The 17373-nt window shown below is 66.6% G+C and carries 15 protein-coding genes; 10 read left to right on the top strand and 5 right to left on the bottom strand.

All coding sequences use genetic code 11. The features are described 5' to 3' along the window. The first annotated feature begins 23 nt into the window (after window positions 1-23). Window positions 24-1136: a uroporphyrinogen decarboxylase gene (hemE, locus tag ASE52_RS23955; RefSeq protein ID WP_010466210.1), complete on the top strand. Its 1113-nt coding sequence runs from the start codon at window positions 24-26 to the stop codon at window positions 1134-1136. A 651-nt stretch (window positions 1137-1787) separates the two neighbouring features. After that, window positions 1788-3911, top strand: a complete 2124-nt coding sequence (priA, locus tag ASE52_RS23960) for a primosomal protein N' (protein WP_057229842.1) — start codon at window positions 1788-1790, stop codon at window positions 3909-3911. A gap of 141 nt (window positions 3912-4052) precedes the next feature. Here priA and ASE52_RS23965 read toward each other — a convergent pair whose 3' ends face one another. Further along, complete coding sequence (locus ASE52_RS23965) at window positions 4053-4925, bottom strand: alpha/beta hydrolase-fold protein (RefSeq protein WP_057229846.1); 873 nt, start codon at window positions 4923-4925, stop codon at window positions 4053-4055. A 157-nt stretch (window positions 4926-5082) separates the two neighbouring features. On the opposite strand from ASE52_RS23965, the gene ASE52_RS23970 reads away from it, so the two are divergent. From ASE52_RS23970 to ASE52_RS23980, 3 genes are all read left to right on the top strand, one after another. Beyond that, window positions 5083-5358 carry a hypothetical protein gene (locus ASE52_RS23970; protein ID WP_010466213.1) on the top strand — a complete coding sequence of 92 codons (276 nt, stop codon included), beginning with the start codon at window positions 5083-5085 and terminating at the stop codon, window positions 5356-5358. Between the two features lie 233 nt (window positions 5359-5591). Then, window positions 5592-5981: a hypothetical protein gene (locus ASE52_RS23975; RefSeq protein ID WP_057229847.1), complete on the top strand. Its 390-nt coding sequence runs from the start codon at window positions 5592-5594 to the stop codon at window positions 5979-5981. Next, entirely contained in the window at window positions 5982-6809 is an 828-nt protein-coding gene (locus ASE52_RS23980) for a hypothetical protein (RefSeq protein WP_140426331.1), read from the top strand. Window positions 6810-6864: 55 nt separating this feature from the next. On the opposite strand, the gene ASE52_RS23985 is transcribed toward ASE52_RS23980, so the two are convergent. Together ASE52_RS23985 and ASE52_RS23990 are read right to left on the bottom strand one after the other, a co-directional pair. Next, on the bottom strand, window positions 6865-8376 hold the full coding sequence (locus ASE52_RS23985) for a carotenoid oxygenase family protein (protein ID WP_057229851.1): 1512 nt from the start codon (window positions 8374-8376) through the stop codon (window positions 6865-6867). A gap of 18 nt (window positions 8377-8394) precedes the next feature. Next, entirely contained in the window at window positions 8395-8805 is a 411-nt protein-coding gene (locus ASE52_RS23990; protein ID WP_057230054.1) for a DUF2141 domain-containing protein, read from the bottom strand. Between the two features lie 346 nt (window positions 8806-9151). Between ASE52_RS23990 and ASE52_RS23995 the strand changes: the two genes are divergently transcribed. After that, the gene (locus ASE52_RS23995; protein ID WP_057229853.1) at window positions 9152-9880 is read left to right on the top strand and encodes a hypothetical protein; all 729 of its coding nucleotides are present in this window, start codon (window positions 9152-9154) and stop codon (window positions 9878-9880) included. 79 nt (window positions 9881-9959) lie between these two features. Here ASE52_RS23995 and ASE52_RS24000 read toward each other — a convergent pair whose 3' ends face one another. Together ASE52_RS24000 and ASE52_RS24005 are read right to left on the bottom strand one after the other, a co-directional pair. Next, the gene (locus ASE52_RS24000; RefSeq protein WP_057230056.1) at window positions 9960-10913 is read right to left on the bottom strand and encodes an AEC family transporter; all 954 of its coding nucleotides are present in this window, start codon (window positions 10911-10913) and stop codon (window positions 9960-9962) included. 126 nt (window positions 10914-11039) lie between these two features. Beyond that, window positions 11040-12320 (bottom strand): ABC transporter substrate-binding protein, encoded by a 1281-nt coding sequence (locus ASE52_RS24005; RefSeq protein ID WP_057229855.1) that lies wholly within the window; start codon window positions 12318-12320, stop codon window positions 11040-11042. A 314-nt stretch (window positions 12321-12634) separates the two neighbouring features. On the opposite strand from ASE52_RS24005, the gene ASE52_RS24010 reads away from it, so the two are divergent. The 4 genes from ASE52_RS24010 to ASE52_RS24025 all read left to right on the top strand — a co-directional run bounded on the left by ASE52_RS24010 (window position 12635) and on the right by ASE52_RS24025 (window position 17229). Further along, window positions 12635-14725 carry a UvrD-helicase domain-containing protein gene (locus ASE52_RS24010; RefSeq protein ID WP_057229857.1) on the top strand — a complete coding sequence of 697 codons (2091 nt, stop codon included), beginning with the start codon at window positions 12635-12637 and terminating at the stop codon, window positions 14723-14725. Between the two features lie 42 nt (window positions 14726-14767). Further along, a complete protein-coding gene (locus ASE52_RS24015) occupies window positions 14768-15256 on the top strand; it encodes a hypothetical protein (protein ID WP_057229859.1) in 489 nt (162 codons plus the stop codon). Then, the gene (locus ASE52_RS24020) at window positions 15253-16455 is read left to right on the top strand and encodes a phospholipase A (protein WP_198928164.1); all 1203 of its coding nucleotides are present in this window, start codon (window positions 15253-15255) and stop codon (window positions 16453-16455) included. The genes ASE52_RS24015 and ASE52_RS24020 overlap by 4 nt, the downstream gene beginning before the upstream one ends. Window positions 16456-16842: 387 nt before the next feature. Further along, the gene (locus ASE52_RS24025) at window positions 16843-17229 is read left to right on the top strand and encodes a hypothetical protein (RefSeq protein WP_057229863.1); all 387 of its coding nucleotides are present in this window, start codon (window positions 16843-16845) and stop codon (window positions 17227-17229) included. The last annotated feature ends 144 nt before the right edge of the window (window positions 17230-17373 follow it).

Below are 17373 nucleotides of genomic sequence, written 5' to 3' on the forward strand. Positions count from 1 at the left end.
CGCACCCTGCGACAATTCAGGCCATGAGCTTTGCCCCCCTCTCCAACGACACCTTCCTGCGCGCCTGCCGCCGCCAGGCCACCGACTACACGCCCTTGTGGCTGATGCGCCAAGCGGGCCGCTACCTGCCGGAATACAAGGCCACGCGCGCCCAGGCCGGCAGCTTCATGGGCCTGGCCACCAATGTGGACTACGCCACCGAAGTGACCTTGCAGCCGCTGGAGCGTTTCCCGCTCGACGCGGCCATCCTGTTCAGCGACATCCTCACCGTGCCCGACGCCATGGGCCTGGGCCTGACGTTTGCCGAGGGCGAGGGCCCGCGTTTTGCCAAGCAGGTGCGGGACGAAGCCGCGGTTGAACAGCTGGCCGTGCCCGACATGGACAAGCTGCGCTATGTGTTCGACGCCGTCACCAGCATCCGCAAGGCCCTGAATGGCCGGGTGCCACTGATCGGCTTCTCGGGCAGCCCCTGGACGCTGGCCTGCTACATGGTCGAAGGCAAGGGATCGGACGACTACCGCCTGGTCAAGAGCCTGATGTATGCGCGCCCCGACCTGATGCACCGCATTCTGGCCATCAACGCCGACAGCGTGGCCGCCTACCTCAATGCCCAGATCGACGCGGGCGCCCAGGCCGTGATGATTTTCGACAGCTGGGGCGGCGTGCTGGCCGACGGCGCTTTCCAGGAGTTCAGCCTGGCCTACACCAAGCGGGTGCTCGCGCAATTGAAGCGCACCGGCGTGGACGGCACCGACGTGCCGCGCATCGTCTTCACCAAGGGCGGCGGCATCTGGCTGGAAGACATGAAGGACATCGACTGCGAGGTGCTCGGCCTGGACTGGACCGCCAACCTGGGCAAGGCCCGCGCCATCGTGGGCGGCCAGGCCGGCGGCCCCGGCAAGGCGCTGCAGGGCAACATCGACCCGAACGTGCTGTTCGCTCCGCCCGCGCAGATCGCCACCCAGGTGCGCCACGTGCTGGACAGCTTTGGCCGGCCACATACCGACCGCAGTACCACCGGCCCCACGCACATCTTCAACCTGGGCCACGGCATCAGCCAGTTCACTCCGCCCGAGCATGTGGCGGCGCTGGTGGAAGCGGTGCACGGCTACTCGCGCGCGCAGCGCCAGGGTTGAGCGCCCGGCGTTAGCACGGCGTACTTATGCACAAAAATGGAGCGTGCGCGGGGCTGTCGCCCAGCGGCGCCCTGGTTTGTAAAAAAACAATTCCAATCTCATAAGCCATTGATTCATAAGGAATTTAATCCCGTGCTTTTTTGACAGGCAATCCACCGAAAGCACGGTTTTTCAAGGGCTTGCGCTGCAAACCCAAGGGATATCAACAAAGTTATCCACAGAAATTCTGGATTTCTTACAAATTCCCAGTCAAATCAAGCACTTGCAGCCTGTTTCGCACCAAACCCTCAACACGCAGGCAAGCCGCTAGCACAAATTTGGGGCCTCCCACCCCCTTGACGGGCCACCGATGTCCGACTTATGCACACAAAACGTGATGCGGCGCAACATAAAGCCAGACCGGAGCCATAGCACAGAATTTGCAGCAAAATTTCTTCAGATGATTGATTCATAAGGATTTTTTGGGCGTGCCGCATTTCCGGGCAATCTGTTCGCAGCCAGTATTCATGCGGGTTGGCAGGGTGTCCGGGCAGGATGTCAACAAAGTTATCCACAGAAAGTCGGGATTACTCCCCCGATCTTGTCAAATCAAGCACTTAGCCTCCAAACCTCCGCGCGACCTCCACAAGCCGCTGTAACCCGCCCTTCGCCGTGCCCGCCCCCTCCACCCTCGTTCAGGTTGCCCTGCACACCCCGTCGCACAGCGGCGTGGGCGACCTGCTGAGCTACGCCAGTGAGCGCCCGCTCGCGCCCGGTACGCTGGTGCGCGTACCTCTGGGCACGCGCGAGGTGCTGGGTGTGGTGTGGGATGCCGACGAAGCCACGGGCGAACTGCCCGATGGCGCCACGCTGCGCGCGGTTGCCGGCGTGCTCGACGGCGTGGCCCCGCTGGATCTGCCCTGGCGCCGCCTGGTGGCGTTTGCGGCGCGCTACTACCAGCGCGCCCTGGGCGAAATCGCCATGGCCGCCCTGCCTCCGCAGCTGCGCGACCTGCGGCCCGAGCAACTGGCGCGCCGCCTTCGCCGCCCCGGCAAGGCGGCTGGGGAGACCGCAGATGCTATTCAAAACATAGCACTCACCGCAGAACAGGAAAGCGCCAGGTCCCGAATTTCTGCAGAAAAAGGTCCCTTTCTGCTGTTTGGCAGCACCGGCAGCGGCAAGACCGAGGTCTACCTGCGCTGCGTGCAGGAGATGCTGGAGGCCGATCCCACGGCCCAGGCGCTGGTGATGGTGCCCGAGATCAACCTCACGCCCCAGCTCGAGGAACGCTTCGTGGGCCGCTTCGCCCCGCGTTTTGGCGCGGGCGCCGTGGTGTCGCTGCACAGCGGCATGACCAACCCGCAGCGCCTCAAAAGCTGGCTGGCCGCCCACAGCGGCAACGCGCGCATCGTGCTGGGCACGCGCATGGCGGTGTTTGCCAGCCTGCCGGGGCTCAAGCTGATCGTGGTCGATGAGGAGCACGACCCCAGCTACAAGCAGCAGGAGGGTGCCCGCTACTCAGCGCGCGACCTGGCCATCTGGCGCGGGCGCGAGCAAGGCGCCAAGGTGCTGCTAGGCTCTGCCACACCGTCGCTCGAGAGCTGGCACGCCAGCCGGCCGCCTACACCCGAAGACCCCGAGGGCGGGCGCTACGTGCGCCTGCACATGCCCAGCCGGATTGGCGCGGGCGCCCTGGCCCGGGTGCGGCGGGTGGACATGAACCAGCAGCCCCGGCGCGCAGTGTTCAGCGCGCCGCTGCTGCAGGCCATCACCGAACGTGTGGCGCGCGGCGAGCAAAGCATGATTTTGCTCAACCGCCGGGGCTATGCCCCCGTGCTGCACTGCGTGGACTGCGGCTGGAAAAGCGACTGCCCCCATTGCAGCGCGCACCAGGTCTTCCACAAGACCGACCGCACCCTGCGCTGCCACCACTGCGGCTACACGCTGCGGGTACCGCGCCACTGCCCCACCTGCGGCAGCCCCGACATCCACCCCATGGGCCGGGGCACCGAGCAGCTGGAGGAACAACTCTCGGCCCTGCTGTCCGAAGTGCTGCGGCCCGACCGCACGCCCGCGCGCATCGCCCGCATCGACGCCGACACCACCAAGGCCAAGGGCGCGCTGGAGGCCCAGCTGGCGCAGGTGCACGCCGGCGAGGTGGATGTGCTGGTGGGCACGCAGATGATCGCCAAGGGCCACGACTTTCGCCGCATCACGCTGGTGGCGGCCGTGCAGCCCGACGGCGCCCTGTTCAGCAGCGACTTTCGCGCGTCGGAGCGGCTGTTTGCGCTGCTCATGCAGGCCGCCGGCCGCGCCGGGCGCGACGCCGCCTACATGGCCGCGCAGGGCACACCGTGCGAGATGTGGGTGCAGAGTTTTCACCCCAAACACGCCGTGTTCGAGGCGCTGCGCACGCACGACTACGAGGCCTTTGCCGCCCAGCAGCTCAAGGAGCGCGAAGAGGCCGCCATGCCACCCTTCTCCTACCAGGCCCTGGTGCGCGCCGACGCCCGCACGCAGGACGTGGCACAAGGGTTTCTGACCGCCGCCACGGCCGCCGCACAAGCCGCCGGGCTGCCGGGGCTGGACGTGGTGACGCTGTTCCCGCCCGTGCCCCTGACCATCCAGCGCGTGGCCAATGTCGAACGCGCCCAGATGCTCATGGAAAGCAGCAGCCGCACCGCACTGCAGCGCTTTCTGGCCGCATGGCAGCCCATGCTGCAAACCACGCGCAGCCAGCCCGAGCACAAGGGCTTGATCCGGTGGCTGGTGGACGTGGACCCCCTGGCGATCTAGGCTGAAAATCCAAGCGTTTTACGGTCCTGGCGCTTGATGGATATGCGCAAACAGCTATTTAATTAATAGCAAAATCATTCGCACCCCAGCGCATCCTGACCTCCGGCAGATTCCGGGCCAGGGTGCGCGACAGCCAGGTGGTCACCCCTGGCGGCACTGCCGGTCCACGTACTGCAGGGCGTCGGGCAACGCGTCGCGGAACACCAGCCATTCGTGGTCGCCGTCGATGACGCGCAGCTCCACCAGCTTGGGCTGGATCTGGTACAGCCGCCAGTACAGGGTGGCCGACATGGGGGCGATGCCCAGGTAGTCGTGGTCGCCCGACACAATCCACATCGGGACACGCGGCGTGCCCGCCTTGTAGGCATCGAGCGCGGCCGCGTAGTTCAGCGACTTCCAGGTGTCGGGGTCAAACTGCCCGTCGCGCACGAACTGCGGGGTGCGCCGTGCCGCCGAGGTGTCCGGCGGCAGCGGGTCATAGATGGCAGGGCTGATCACCGCCGCAGCGCAGAACTGTGTGGGGTTGCGCAGCGACAGGTTCAACGCGCCATAGCCCCCCATGGACAGGCCACCGATGGCCCGGCCGCTGCGCTCCTTGTGCACGCGGTAGCGCGACTCGACGTAGGGCAGCAGGTCTTTCATGATGGCCGTGCCCGCCTTCTCTGCCGCACCATCGGCCCACCACGACGCCGGGCCCGCCGTGGGCATGACCACCACCGACGGGCGGATCAGCCCTCGCTTGATGAGCCCGTCCAGGGTCTCGACCGCACCTCCCTTGGTGCGCCACTCGTTCTCATCGCCACCCGCGCCATGCAGCAGGTAGACCACGGGATAGTTCACCGTGCCGCCGGGCTGGTAACCGTCGGGCACATACACCGTGAACTTCACGTCGCGGCCCAAAGCCGTCGAAGGCGCCTGGTCGGCAAACACCTGGCCGCCGTGCGCGGTGGCGGCGGCGGACAGAACAACGGCCGCTGCCAGCCAGCTCCGAAAACAAGGCTTCGCAAAACGCATGGATGTCTCCTCATGAATGGATGGATACGCCCATGCTGCAGTGGCACAGGCGATAGCATTGTGTGCGCGGCCAGGCCGCCGCGAGCGTTTCGCCAGCGACAGGCCTGGGGGAAGGTCCTCCCGGGCACTGCGCCGCCCCCCACACAGGAGCACGCCCATGACCTCCGAGGAATTTGCCCAGACCCTGGCCCGTGAAGGCTTCGAGCACCCCGTCACCGTCACACGCGATGCGGGCGGCATGCTGGACGACCACACCCATCCGTTCGAGGCCAAGGCGCTGATCCTGTCCGGCGAGATCCGCATCGTGACGGCACGGGCGGAACGCGTGTATGGCATGGGCGAGGTCTTTCACCTGCAGGCCCAGGAACCGCATTCAGAGTTCTATGGGCCCGCCGGGGTGAGCTATCTGGTGGGCCGAAAGCCCCCGCCCTGAGTGCCGCAGGCGCGCAAGGTCGCATGCTCCATATCGCACCTGGCCCGTGCTTCGCGCGTTCGGCGTCTCCGCGTACCGCGCCACGCTACCGCAGGTAGTGGCGGGCAGCCTTGTCCACAAAAAGAGCCCACGCTCCCGGACAACTCCGTAAAGCTACCTACCGTTGTCCCGTTGCAGCACACACGGCCCCTTGATGTCCGGGACGTGACCGTCCCCTCCCACGCCAGATTTCCATGTACAAAGAACTGAACGACCTGCACAAACTGCAGCCCCTGTGGGCCACCATCACCATCACCGTGGCAACACTGGCGACCAACTGGATCTGGGGATCGTGGTTCTCCCAGGCCAAAGGCATGGCGGCCTTCCTGCTGATGTTCGGCTGCCTCATCGGCTGGCCTCTGATGTTGGTACTGTTCAACGTGATCCTGGGTTTTGGCACCAAGCTGGGCGAAGGCCAGGCCCTGTTGCGCATGGCCATCCTGTTGGGCGTGGTCGGGGTGGGCTTCGCCGTGTATGGCATCCCCAGCCCGTGGAACCTGCTCGGCTGTGCCATCGTCGCCCTCGTCGTGGGGTTCCAGGCCGGGCGCGCAGCGCAGGACGACGCCGACCTGGAGGACTTGTAAATGGCCGTCAAGGAAGCTCCACCCCCCGGATTGCTCGACAGTTTTTCCGCTCCGCTGTGGGAAAGATTGAACCTGTCAGGGCTGCGGCCGCAGTGGATCGTGAAGGGCCAGCACCGGGGCTACGACTGGATGGTCATCGAGCTTGAACACCGGGCCACGGGCCTGACCGCCGAAAGCGGGACCGATACCACCACCGTCTTCGTGATGCGGCTGCCGCGCAAATCCAAGGACTGGTATTTGCCGCCCCACAGCATCACGTCCGTGCAACAGGCGTGTGTGGACGATCAACGCGTTTATGTCGCAGCGCTGGGCCGACAACCCCGCGTGCGCGAGTGGCGCCACTGGCTGGACACGGCCGCCGACGTGGCCGACGAGGTGGTGCGGTCGGAAGGCTCGCACACGAAGCAGGCGCATGAACATCCCGGTGACCGCAGCACGGCAGGTTCCGAGGCAGGACCGAGCTGGAACCCCCACGACGGCAAATGGGTGGTTTTCTGGCTCTTTGTGATGGTGCCCATTGCCGGCGTCGTTTTTTTGTCCCTCCTGTTCGACTACAGCGACTGGCCACGCACCGGTGCCGTCATCAAATGCAACATGGCGACCCACATAGGCTCCGCGTTGTACGGCTGGAAGATGTGGGCGCACCTGGGCATGCTGGCAACCCCCCTGGCATGGATGTGCAAGATGATCCACACCATGGTCACGCGCATCCACAGGCCGGGCTTCGGGCTGCAGATCCATCTGGAGGGCGCCATTTTGTTGGGCGGCGCGTTTGTGCTGGCGCATGCCCTGGGCGCACTGGAAGCATCCGCCCGCGCAGTGTGCTGAAACGCACTGCGCGCGCCCGGTCCTTGGCGACCCGCCGCCGAGGACCGGGGCGGCCTCAGGCCCGAACAAACTGGCCGTGCAGGCCCAGCGGCAGGCCATAGGGCAGCGTGACGCTGGCCAGTGGCCCTGCATTCACCGCCTGCGCGTCGAACACCGACAGCGTGGTGCGCTCGCTGGGCCAGTGGTAGGCGGTGCCCAGCACCCAGCCCCGGCCCTCGGCGGCGGTAGGGCTGGCGGGTATGTAGACATGCTCCTCTGCGATCCAGCCCGCGCCGTACCGATGGCGCTGCGGTGTCTTGTCGCCCTGCAGCGTGAGCACCGTGTCAAAGCCCTGCACTTGGGCATCCATGCCCGGGCTGCGCGCCATCAGGGTGGTGAAGCGCGTGGGCAGGCCGTTGCGTGCCGGGTGGATGCGCGGGAACTCCACGTGGGCAAGCCCCGGGGTTTCCAGCCGTGCCTGGCCCGTGGACGGGGTGAGCGTGATGTGTGCCCACCGGGTGGCGGCCGCAGCCGGGGTGCTGCGCGCGCCATCCACATTCAGGTGGTGCAGCGCGTTCAGGATGTCGGGCTGCGCCACAAACCGTACCTGCACCGTGCCGCCCTCTTCCCAGGCATTGGCCAGGTGGAACAGGCCTGTGGCGGGCAACTCGAAGCGCTGGACCTTGAAGTCCGCCTTGTCCACCAGCAGCACCACCAGCGGCGCCTTGTCGTTCCATTGGTAGTGGGACAGCGGGCTCCCCGCGCCGGGGTGACCGTTGAATTGCAGCGGCATCAGCAGGAACACGAGGTGCCGTTCTGTGATGGCGAAGTCATGCACCATGTCGGCCTGCTCCGTGGTCAGGACATGCTGGCGGCGCAGCTGGCCTGTCGGTGCAATGTCGTACACCAGCAGTTTCCCGGAGCCCGGCATGTAGCCGAAATTCCATACCGAGCCATCCGGCGCCACGCGCGGGTGCGCCGAAAATGGCGCGCCCTGGGTCTGCGGCGACCAGGCCTTGAACCCCTGGGCCTGCAGCGTGACCGGGTCCACCGCCAGCGCGGAGCCGGCTTCCCACAGCGCAAAAAGCTCCTTGCGCGCGGGCAGGGCCAGCAGGTTGATGTTGGCGGGGTTGACGGCGTCGGGCCCGCTGAGCGGCGGCGAACCGGGCAGCGTGGTGGCAAAGCCCGAGTACAGCAGCCGGCCAGCGGCCTCTTCCGCCGTGAGCTTGGGGGTGGCCAGCAGGGCGCCCCGGTGGGATATGCGGGGCGGTGTTTGCGTTGAAGCCTGACCTCCCTCAAAACGAAACGCCTGCAGCATGCCGTCGCCATCGAACCAGTGGTTCATGGCCACGCCGCCGAGTTCGCGCCGTGCGGGGCCGATGCGGTACAGCGTGCCCTGCAATGCAGCAGGCCAGCGCCCCCCCACGGGCAGCGGGCCGCTGGCCAGCGGCGCCTTCAAGGGCCCGTTGTAGGGGGTGTAGCTGCTGCGCCAGGCGTGGGGCGCATCGGCGCCGTGGCCCAGGGCGGGCAGCAGGCTGGCGCCCAGGGCCGCCAGAACGGCGCGGCGCGGTGGATGGGGGTGGGTCATCGCGGGCTCCTTGTCGGCTTACTTGAGTTCGATGGCCTGGGGGTCCGCATCCGCGCCCACGCGGAAGGCTGCGTCGGCAAACGTGGGCGGGCCCACCGGGCTGCGTGCATTGCGGCTGAAGCCATACAACTCGGTCGGCAGGCCGAACAGGTTGGTGTCCAGCTTCATGTTGCCGTTCTCGTCCAGAAACGCCGAGACGGCGTAGTCGCCTGCGGGCACCCCTGCAAACTGCACCACGGCCTTGCCATCGCCCAGCGGGGCGGCAGCGGTCTGCAGCGGCTTGCCGCGCGGAAAGCCCTCGCTTTGGTCAAAAAGGGCTGCCAGCACGGTGCCTTGTTGTTGCGCAGGCACGGTGACTTCAATGCGCAGGTCGGCGGCGTGGGCAGCCAGGGCGGTCAACGCGGCCAGGAAAAGAATCCGTTTTTTCATGAAAGGGCTTTCTGTGGGGGTACAAGCCGGGACCACGCCCGGATCGACCCGCACTGTGCCCAGCCCGCCCTGGCCCTGCGAGGCGTTTGCGACGAAGTGCAGAAAACACGGTGTGATCTGCAACCCGCAGGCGCGAGGCACGCGGGCCTGGCAAGGGCAGCCCCACGCAATCCCCCACCTTGCGGCGCCCCCGTGCCCGATAAAACTTGCATGCCGTGGGCTCGCCCCAGATACTGCGGCCTCACACGGCATCGCCTCGGGGCATGCGTGTGCTGCGCGGGTCCGGTGGACCGGCACCGGATGTACGCCCCGCCCGTGCTTCTTCCATTTTCAGAAAGCCTTACCAATGACAGCCATTGTTCGTGCCCTGATCTTGCTGGTCTTCCTGGCGGGCGGAACCGCCGTGCGTGCCCAGAACCTGCTCACCAACGGCAACTTCGAATCCGGCCTCACCGGCTGGAGCACCTGGACGGCGCCGCCGGGCTTCTGGAACGGCACCTGGATACACAGCAACGACTGCGACATCTGGGTGCCCACCCAGTGCCCGTTCGGTGGCGCCGGAACGTCCCACGCGCAGAAAAAAGGCAGCGGTGCGGGCAATGCGCACGGGGGCCTGTTCCAGACCGTGGCGGTCACCCCCGGGCGGGTGTACCGGCTGCGCGGCGCCTGGTCGGGGGGTGTGACGGGCAATGCGGGCGGCAACGCCACCTGGTGGGAAGTCGTGGCCTACGACGGCGCCGTGGGTGCCGCCACCATCGATGCCGCGCCCGGCCCGCTGGACACGCTGATCGCCCGGCGCGATGTGTCGAACCTGGCGCTCAACGGGGTCTTCCAGTTCGAATGGGAGCCTTTTGGCGCCACCTTCACCGCAGCCTCCAGCCAGGTGACCATTGCGCTCAAAACCGGCAGCTTCTTCACCTTCGACGCAGCGGGCTACCACGACGACCTGGTTCTGGAGGAGGTGGCATCCAGCAACATCCCCGCCAACTCGCCCTGGGCGCTGGTGGTGCTTTGCCTGGGGCTGCTGGCGACCGGTGCCTGGCTGCGGCGCGGCCAGGGAATGCGCCCCAGGTAGAGGGCGGCACAAAATTTCAAGTGTTTTTGGCCGCCAGCGCTCTATGGTAAAGCGCTAAAAGCTATCAAAAATATAGCAATCAGGTCAGCAACGCCACCGCCGCCGAAAAGCTCAGAAACGCCAGCGCGGTGGACACCAGAATGATCCGCGCCACACGCCCGTTGTTGGCACCGAACTTCTCGGCCAGCAGCGAGACGTTGCTGGCGCTGGGCAAGGCCGCCAGCAGCACCAGCACCGTCAGCGCAAACGGCGTGAGCGGCACGCCCAGCATCATGGCGGCCATGCCCACGCCCCATACCAGCAGCGGGTGCACCAGCAGCTTGGCCAGGGCCACCGGCACGTAATCGCGCGCGGGCACCTGTTCGTGCTGGTTCATCTGCGAGCGCGCCAGCACCGCGCCGATGGTGAACAGCGCCACGGGCGAGGCCGCGTCGGCCAGCATGGCGATGGTCTTGTCCACCGGGCCAGGCAGCTGGAAGTGCAGGGCCGATGCCAGCGCACCCAGCGCGATCGACCAGGGCATGGGGTTGGTGGCCATGCCCCGGAAGGCACTGCGCAGCGCCACGCCCACGCCATGGGTGCCCGCGCCATCCAGGCGCGACAGCGCAATGCACAGCGAGCTGGTGACGACCATGTCCACCACGATGGTCACGATGGCCGGTCCCGCGCTCTGCGCGCCCAGCAGCGCCACCAGCAGCGGCACGCCCATGAAGCCAGTGTTGGGGAAAGCGGCCACCAGTGCACCAAACGCCGCATCGTTCCAGCCGATGCGCGCACTGCGCGTGAGCGCCACCGTGGCGCCCACCATCACCAGCGCGCACAGCACGTACACGCCCGCCACGGCCGGGTCCAGCAGCTGCGCGATGGGCGTGCTGGCGCCAAAGCGGTACAGCATGCAGGGCAGCGCGAAGTACAGCACGAAGGCATTGAGCCCCGGGATGGCGGGCTGGGGCAGCACCCCACGCCGTGCGGCCAGGTAGCCGCAGAGCACGAGGGCAAAGAAGGGGAAGGTGATGAGGAGGACGGACAGCACGGCGCTATTGTCCGTGCTGCGCATTGCGCCAGGACCCCCAGCCCCGGGCGGTGGTCAGCGCAACGTCAGGGGGGAGGGTTCGCGAACGGTGATCCCCCAACCACCACGGCCACGGCCGTGGGTGCCTTACTGCTTGCGCTGGATGATGAGGTTGCGCTTGGCGTCTTCGGGGTAGGCAAAGGTGATGGCGCCGTTCTTGACCATGCCGATCACCAGCATGTTGCGCGTGATGGCATCCTTGTCCTGCACGCTGAACGGCTTGTCGTAGGTGGACACCACGCCGTAGTAGGTCTTCATCTTGCCTTCCAGCGACTCCTTGACGGCCTTGCCGTTGAGGTTGCCGTCCCGCACGCCCAGGAAGGAATACATCAGCAGGTAAGTGGCGTCATAGGCATTGGCGGCCGCCATGGGCACGGCCACCTTGCCGTGGTACTTGCGGGTGTAGCTCGACAGGAACGATGCGCGGCGTTCGTTGCTGGGTTCGGCAATGAAGGTCTGCACCATGAGTGCGCCCTCGGCGGCGTCCTTGGCACCCTCCAGGAAGAACGGGAACGAAAGCGTCCATGGCCCCACCTGGGACACCTTCCAGCCCAGCGCCTTCTTACCATTGGCGATCACCGCGTTTTCCGGGCCCACGGTGTAGCTGAGGATCACATTGGCCCCGGCGGCTCGGGCGGCCGTGAGTTCGGCCGTGAGGTCCTTCACACCCAGGTCGAAGCGCGCCACGTGCACGGGCTTGAGGTTCTTGGCCGCCAGGGCAGCCACCACATCGTTGAAGCCACCTTCGCCGTAGCCGGTCTTGTCGGCAAAGATGGCCACCTTGTCCCAGCCGCGCTTGACGATGTCTTCCACCATGAAAGGGGCCTGGATCGCGTCGCGTCCCTGCACGCGGAAGATGTAGCTGTCTGCAGCGGGATATTTGGCGGTGACCGCCGTGCCCGTGGAGCACGGCACGATGAGCGGGCTCTTGGCCTCCTGGAACAGGTCGATGGCCTTGAGCGCAACGCCGGTGTTGCAAAAACCGATGGTGGCGACCACCTTCTCGCTGATCAGTTCCTGCGACACCTTGCGGCCCTGGTCCGGATTGGCCGTATCGTCCTTGATCACCAGCTCCAGCGGTCGCCCCAGGTAGCCGCCCACGGCGTTGATCTCATCCACGGCCAGCTTGATGCCATTGAGCATGGGCACGCCAAAGTCGGCCGAGGGCCCGGTGAACGGCCCCACCACCCCAATGCGCACGGGCGCCGTGCTGCCGATCTGGGCCTGCACGGGCAGCAGGGCTGTGCAGGCCAGCACGCTGGCCGCCACCACGGCGCTCCAGGCGTTGTGGTGCCACCGGGGGCGGCGCGGGCCTGGGATGCCCGGTGCGGCGGTCTGAACGGTGGAAGTCAAGGCAGAGGAGTTCATGGTGGGGCTCGGTTCACAACACACCCATCCCATTGAGGGATGTACTGGCCAGCCAGTATCAAATTGTGAAAACAAAGCCCCTAGCGGGGTTTCCCGGAGCGCCTGGCCCGGCAGGTGCCGGAGGCGGCTTCCTGTCAGGGGCGCGTCAGCCGCCCACCTTGCGTGGGTTGCCATATCCGGGCGCACGCAGGCTGCCGGACTGCGCCGGTATCATTGCGCCCTTGCGCGGCACGATCTGGCCCCGCCGCCGCCCGCCCAGGGGCCCACGCCGCCTTCCTTTTCCTGCCTTCCACGGCTCAGCCCCCTTCCTTCCCATGTCTGCCGGTCTCAATCTCGCCCAGCTTCAGGCTGTCCACTACACCGACGGTGCCTGCCTGGTGCTGGCCGGCGCGGGCTCGGGCAAGACGCGGGTGATCACCCAAAAGATCGCCCACATGATCGAGAAGGGGATGGACCCCCAGCGCATTGCCGCCATCACCTTCACCAACAAGGCCGCCGCCGAGATGCGCGAGCGTGCCAAGGGCCTGATCGGCCGGCGCGCCAAGGATGTGCTGGTGTGCACCTTCCACGCCCTGGGGGTGCGCATGGTGCGTGAGGATGGCGTGGTGCTGGGCCTGAAGCCCCAGTTCAGCATCCTGGATGCCGACGATGTGACCGGCATCCTGAAGGAAGCCTCGGGGGGCACCACCGACATGGCCACGGCGCGCCAGTGGCAGTGGGTCATCAGCAAGTGGAAGAACATGGGCCTGACCTCCGAGCAGGCGCTGGCCCAGGCGGCGGACGACAACGAGCGCATCATCGCCACGCTGATGGCGCGCTACGAAGAGCGCCTTGCGGCCTACCAGAGCGTGGACTTTGACGACCTGATCGGCATGCCGCTGCGCCTGCTGCGCGACTTCCCCGAAGTGCGCGCCAAGTGGCAGGCCCTGCTCAGCCATGTGCTGGTCGATGAGTACCAGGACACCAACGCCACGCAGTACGAACTGCTGAAACTGCTGGTGGGCGAAAGAGGCCACTTCACCGCCGTGGGCGACGACGACCAGTCCATCTACGGCTGGCGCGGCGCCACGCTGGATAACCTCAAGAAGCTGCCGATCGACTTCCCGCAGCTCAAGGTCATCAAGCTGGAGCAGAACTACCGCTCCACCAGCGCCATCCTGCGTGCGGCCAACAACGTGATCGGACCCAACCCCAAGCTGTTTCCCAAGACCCTGTTCAGCGAGCTGGGCGAAGGCGAGCCGGTGCGTGTGGTGGATGCCGACAGCGAAGAACACGAGGCCGAACGCGCCGTGGCCCGCATCCAAAGCCTGCGGGCCGCCAGCAACCCGCCACCGGACTGGAAAGGCTTTGCCATCCTGTACCGGGCCAACCACCAGGCCAAGCCGTTCGAGAAGGCGCTGCGCAAGGCGAACATCCCCTACAAGGTATCGGGCGGCACCAGCTTTTTTGACCGTGCCGAAATCAAGGACCTGTGCGCCTGGTTCCGGCTGTGGATCAACAACGACGATGACCCGGCGTTTTTGCGCGCCATCACCACGCCCAAACGCGGCATCGGCCACACCACGCTGGCATCGCTGGGCGCGTTTGCCACGCAGCACAAGCAGAGCATGTTTGGCGCGTTGTTCAACGGCATGCTGCCAGCAGCGGTGCCCAAGCGCGCCATGGACGGCCTGCACGAGTTCGGCCGCTACATCAACTATCTGGAATACAGCGCGCGCCGAACGCACGGCGCGGAAGAAGCCCGCACGTTTCTGAACGAATGGCTCAAGGAAATCGGCTACGAGCAGCACCTGTACGACAACGAAGACAGCGAAAAGGTGGCCGCAGCCCGCTGGAGCAACGTGATGGAGTTCTGCGACTGGATGGCCCAGCGCGCGGGCGGCGAGATCGACGACACCGCAGGCGCCGTGGTGGCCAAGGAAACCAAGAGCCTGCTGGAGGTCTCGCAGACCATCGCACTGCTCTCCACCATTTCCGAGCGCGAAAAAGAGCAGGACATGGTCACGCTGTCGACCCTGCATGCCAGCAAGGGGCTGGAGTGGCCCCACGTGGTGCTGGTGGGCGTGACCGAAGGCATGTTGCCCTTCAAGCTCGACGACGACGAAGGCCGGCAACAGAAGGTGAGCGACGACACGCTGCAGCGCCTGCAGGAAGAGCGCCGCCTGATGTACGTGGGCATCACCCGCGCGCAGCGCACCCTGGCGGTGAGCTGGACCAAGCGGCGCAAGAAGGGCCGCGAGATGGTGGCCGCGCAGCCCAGCCGTTTCATCGCCGAGATGGGCCTGGACAAGACCACCGCCCGCGAAGACCCGCGCGAAAAGCTCAAGGCCCTGCGCGCGGAATTTGCCGCCAAGGCCCAGGCCACCACGGCCGCCAACGCGGCGGCGGCAGCCACCCCGGAATGAGCGCCCCTGCAGCCACGGCACCCACCACAACGCACCCCACCCATGGAGCCCCGCACCCACCGGCCCACGCCCCTGATGGGGGTTGCTTTAATTTTGATAGCTATCAGCGCTTATCCTACAAGCGCTAGCAGCCAAAATGAACCACAATCCACGGCAGCATGCCCGTCCACGGCAGAGCTGGACCACCAGCACCTGCAAGGGCGCTGGCTGGCCCAGCTGCAGGGCGTAGCCCCGGATGCCACTGGCGCCACCGCCACATTGCAACTGGGTCCGCACCCCGAGCTGGCACAGAGCGTGCGCGGCACCGTGCAAAGAAATGGCGCCACGGCGCTGGTCAGCGGAGACGCCGATGGCGGCGACCTGACGCTGGAAGAATCGATCAACGGCACGAACATCAGTGCCACCTGGACAGGCCAGGTGGTCGATGGAAGTTGCGGCAAGGAAATACGCGGAACATGGAACAACGCCAACCCCACCCCCTCGGCACCCTCGGCTCCCTTCGTGCTGCGCAAGCAGGCGGGCTGGCAATGACCACCGCGCCAGCACCACAGCGCAGCGGCAGGCCCCGGCACCACACGCTGGCCCTGCTGGTGGCCGCCGCGCTGGCACCTGCGGGCGCCGCGCTGGCGCAGTCCACGCCCGCCAGTGGCGCGGCAGCGTCAGCCCCCGCTACGGGCGCCGACGGCGCCTGGCGCCGCTGCGCCGCGCTGTCCAACGACAACCAGGCGCGCCTGGCCTGCTTTGACCAGTGGGCCACCGACCAGCAAGGCTGGAACGCCCCCGGCGCCACGGCCTCGACGGCCGTGCCACCGCCGGTGGACACCACCCTGCCCGCCACCCGCGTCATCGATGTGGCCCGCACCGAGGGCTGCCGCGACCCGCAGTACAGCGACCTCTCGCGCTTCTGGGAACTGGAGTCGGGCAGCGACTGCGGCACCTTCAGCTTCCGGGGCTACCGGCCCATCACCGTGTCGGTGGTGGCGTCGAGCAACGTGAACCGCCAGCCCACATCGGATGCGGCCGACCATTCGGCCACCGAGTCCACGCCCTACCGACGCACCGAGAACCGCATCCAGCTGTCGGTGCGCACCAAGGTCGCGCAAGGCCTGCTCACGCAGGGCCACCCCACACTCAAGGATTCGGTGTGGTTCGGTTACTCGCAGCAGTCGTACTGGCAGCTGTTCACACCCCAGATCTCGCGCCCCTTCCGCGCCACCGACCATGAGCCCGAGGTCATGTATGTCTACCCCACCACGGCCCAACTGCCGTTTGGCTGGAAGTGGCGCTACAGCGGCATCGGACTGGTGCACCAGTCCAATGGCCAGAGCAAACCCCTGTCCCGCAGCTGGAACCGGGCGTACCTCATGACGGGCATGGAACTGGGCAACAGCGTGAGCGTGAACGCGCGCATCTGGAAGCGCGTGCCCGAGAGCTCGGGCAGCGACGACAACCCCGGCATCAGCGACTACATCGGCCGGGGCGAGCTGTCGGCATTCTGGAACGTCAACAAGGACAACACCGTGGGCGCCACGCTGCGCCACTCGCTGTCGAGCAGCGACCGGGGCTCGGTCCGGCTGGAATGGCTGCAGACCGTGGGCACGGGCCTTTTTGGCAACAAGAGCAACCTGCGCCTGCACACGCAGCTGTTCAGCGGCTATGGCGACAGCATGATCGACTACAACCGCAAGCGCACCGTGTTCAGCGTGGGGCTGAGCCTGGTGGATTTCTAGCAGGGACACCCCCCTGAGGCGCTGCGCGCCTTCCCCCCGCTCTCGCTCCGCTGCGCTGCACGGGCAGGGGGACGCAGCCCTCGCTGCGGGGCGGCCCTTGCTTGGCTGCTCTGGCGTGGGCCGCGCCAGTCGCATACGCCTTTTTGGGCAACGCAACCGCCGGGCGCAACCAAATGCCAGACGCGCCAAACACTTCACTCACAACTCGTTACGACATCGTCCTCAAGTTTCGCGCGGTGGCGCCGACGCGCCGCCACAATGGCACGCGCACAGAAACCAGCATGGCCCTTGGCGAAGGGCTCCCAAAAAGAGCCCCTTTCCCACCGTTTTACCTGCCATTGCCTGCACCGTGCGCCCTCGACAATGCCGATAAAGAGGAACACACCCATGGACATGCAATACCAGCTCAAGGCAGGCAGCTACTACCTCTACGACATGCGCGAGGCGCCCAGTGCCGTGACGGGTGAGCGCAGGTTCAAGCTGAAAACCGATACCGTGGCCATTGCGTTCGACGCACACACGGGCGAGGTGCACCAGCACGGCAGCCCCACGCGCATCCAGTCCTGGGCCAACAACACGCGCCGCCGCCTGCGCGCCGCCGGAGCGCAGGACGTGGCCAACGACATCGTGGTGGTGTCGGGCCCGCTGCCCGTGGACGAACTCAACAAGTGCCTGTGGGTGCGTGGCTACGTGCGCCGCATGTTCTCGCGCCTGGCCACCCTGCCCCATGGCAAGCTGCAGCGACCTGCGGAGCCGTTTCGCAAGGCAGCCTGAAACCAGGCGAGCGTCCTCAAAGATCCCGATCAGGGCCGCACACAGCGGCCCTTTTCTTTTTTCTGGGAGCGCCCCGGAAAGGGCTCAGAGGCTGAGAGTTTTTTAGCCGAGCCCGAAAGGCGCGCGAAAACGCCTCGGATCTAG

The organism is Acidovorax sp. Root275 (genome assembly GCF_001428965.1).
Classification (GTDB): Bacteria; Pseudomonadota; Gammaproteobacteria; order Burkholderiales; family Burkholderiaceae_C; genus Acidovorax; species Acidovorax radicis.